The organism is Lysobacter enzymogenes (assembly GCF_017168095.1).
Lineage (GTDB): Bacteria > Pseudomonadota > Gammaproteobacteria > Xanthomonadales > Xanthomonadaceae > Lysobacter > Lysobacter enzymogenes_D.
On sequence record NZ_LXSD01000291.1, the window covers coordinates 1 to 2,151 of the forward strand.

3 protein-coding genes are annotated in these 2,151 nt (G+C 71.8%); 2 read left to right on the plus strand and 1 reads right to left on the minus strand.

Features of this window, described 5'->3' with window-relative positions; all coding sequences use genetic code 11:
- Positions 1–210: hypothetical protein (locus tag A7A76_RS09290; protein WP_206410941.1), on the plus strand; the 210-nt coding region annotated here is incomplete at its 5' end.
- Between the two features lie 9 nt (positions 211–219).
- Here A7A76_RS09290 and A7A76_RS09295 read toward each other — a convergent pair.
- Positions 220–1,074: a class I SAM-dependent methyltransferase gene (locus A7A76_RS09295; protein WP_206410942.1), complete on the minus strand. Its 855-nt coding sequence runs from the start codon at positions 1,072–1,074 to the stop codon at positions 220–222.
- Between the two features lie 271 nt (positions 1,075–1,345).
- Here A7A76_RS09295 and A7A76_RS09300 point away from each other — a divergent pair, with 271 nt between their 5' ends.
- Complete coding sequence (locus tag A7A76_RS09300; protein ID WP_206410943.1) at positions 1,346–1,879, plus strand: hypothetical protein; 534 nt, start codon at positions 1,346–1,348, stop codon at positions 1,877–1,879.
- Positions 1,880–2,151: the final 272 nt, after the last annotated feature.

The following is a 2,151-nucleotide window of genomic DNA, read 5'->3' on the forward strand; positions in this document are numbered from 1 at the left end:
CGCGCGCAATCGCGCGATCCCAGCCGGCTGGATCGGCTGTACCGGCTCAAGCTCGCCGGACGCGATCCCGAGCGCCGCAGGCGCCGCCGGCGGTCCTTGCACGAACTGGCGTGCTGGTTCGCGTTGGCCCTGCTGGTGGCCGCCGCACTGGTCTCGCCGGTGCGCGCGGCGCCGGCGCCGGCCGCCGCTGCGGCTGCCGCGGGCCGCTGATCGCCGCGTTTACGCCGCGCCGGCGGCGAACAACGCGATCCGATCCGGCGAGCATGCCGGCTGCAGCAAGCGCAACCACGGCTGCGCCGCCAGGCTGCGCGTGCACGGGCCGAGGCTGGCGACGCGGATCGGCCGCTGCAACGACCGCTCGCGCACACGCGCCAGCACCTGCGCCAGCAGTTCGCCGGTGAACGGCGTATACAGATAGAACACCGTTCCCGCCGACAGGTCCGCGACGCGCGCGTCGGCGTGCACGAACTGCGCCCGGTGCAGGCGCAGCGCCTGCGCACCGGCGCGCGCGCTGTCGACATATGCCGCTTCGTGTTCGATGCCGATGCAGCGCGCCGGCGTGCACGCCGCGGCCAGCAGCGGCAGATGGCCGAGGCCTGAGCCCAGGTCGATCAGCACGTCGTGGGCGCCCAGCTCCAGCCGCGCCAGCAAGTCGAGCAGATGCCGCGCCGGCGTCGGCTGATAGAACACCGTCTGCGGCGCGGGCGCGGCGATCTCGCCGCGCGGTTCGGCCAGCCCGAGCACCGCGGCGAGCAAGGCATCGAGCGGGTCGTAGCCGTCGCCGTCCGCGTCGGCCGGCGCAGCCGACCGCCATTCGCGCAGCAGCTGCGCGCCCTCGCCGGCGACGATGCGCGCGCGCATGGCCGCGGCCGCGTCTGCGTCGGCCGCCTCCATGATCGCCTGCGCGGCATCGGCGCGCGCGGCCAGGATCGCGGCGCCGGCATCGTCGCCGAGCGCCAGGCCGAGCCGCTCGATCCGCTCCTGCAACTGCGCGCGCTCGCGCCAGCGCTCCGGCCGCAACCAGTCGTCGTGGTGCCCGAGTCCGTCGAGCAGGCGCCGCAAGGCTTCGCTCATGTCGCTTCGTTCCTTTACCGCCGGGGCGGCGATGGTCGCATGGACGCGCGGCGCTGCGGCAGCCGCCCGCCGGCCGCTGCGGTCGCCCCGCCCGCGCCGGCGCGGTCCGTTCCACGCCGATGCTTGCGTCGCCGCGCGCGGGATACTCAGGCTGCTGTCGCGTCACTGTCACGAAACAGCCATAAATTGCGCAAAGCCGCGCGGCAGCGGTCCCGCTGACGGACCTGTCTGCGCCGCCCCTCCTTCCCAAGCGATTTCCAGGCGATCCCCCATGCGTCCGTTCAAGCTCGCGTCCCTGCTGCCGATCCTGCTCGCGCTGTCCTTCGCCGCGCAGGCGCGCAAACCCTATATCGAGATCGAGCGCAAGCTGAGCGCGCAGCAATTGCAGGAGGTCGGCCTCAGCGCCGAACAACTGGCCAAGCTCAACCGCATGCTGCGCGAGGCCGACGAAGGCGCGCCGGGCAGCACCGAAGCCGTCGCCGCGGCCGATGCCGGCAATACCGACAGTGCCGGCCCGCAGGTCGGCGCCGGCGCGCCGCGCGAGCGCAGCCCGGGCGCGGGCCAGTTCATCGGCCTCAACGACGAGCCGATCAAGAGCCGGCTCAGGCACGATGTGTCGGGATGGGAGCCCGGCACCGTGTTCGAGCTGGAGAACGGCCAGCAGTGGAAGGTGCTCAAGGGCCGGATGAGCCTGAACAAGCCGATGATCAAGCCGGAGATCGTGGTGGTGCCCGGCGTGGCCGGACGCTGGTTCCTGCAGGTCGATGAGGATATGCCCAAGGCGCGGGTGTACCGGATCGATTGAGATCGCGATGGCTGAAGCCGAAACGGTTCGAGCCGCGCCGATGGCGAGCGGCGCACGGCGCTACATCGCGGCATGACGCTGAAGTCTCTGGATCCCCGCCTGCGCGGGGATGACGGCTTGGAGCGGCGTGGTGAAACCGACTTACGGCGAAACCCACCTGGGGATGACGGTATGGAGCGGCGCGGTGAAACCGACTTACGGCGAAACCAACCTGTCGTCATGCCCGCGAAGGCGGGCATCCAGGGCTTCATCGATGCATGACGCTGAAGTCT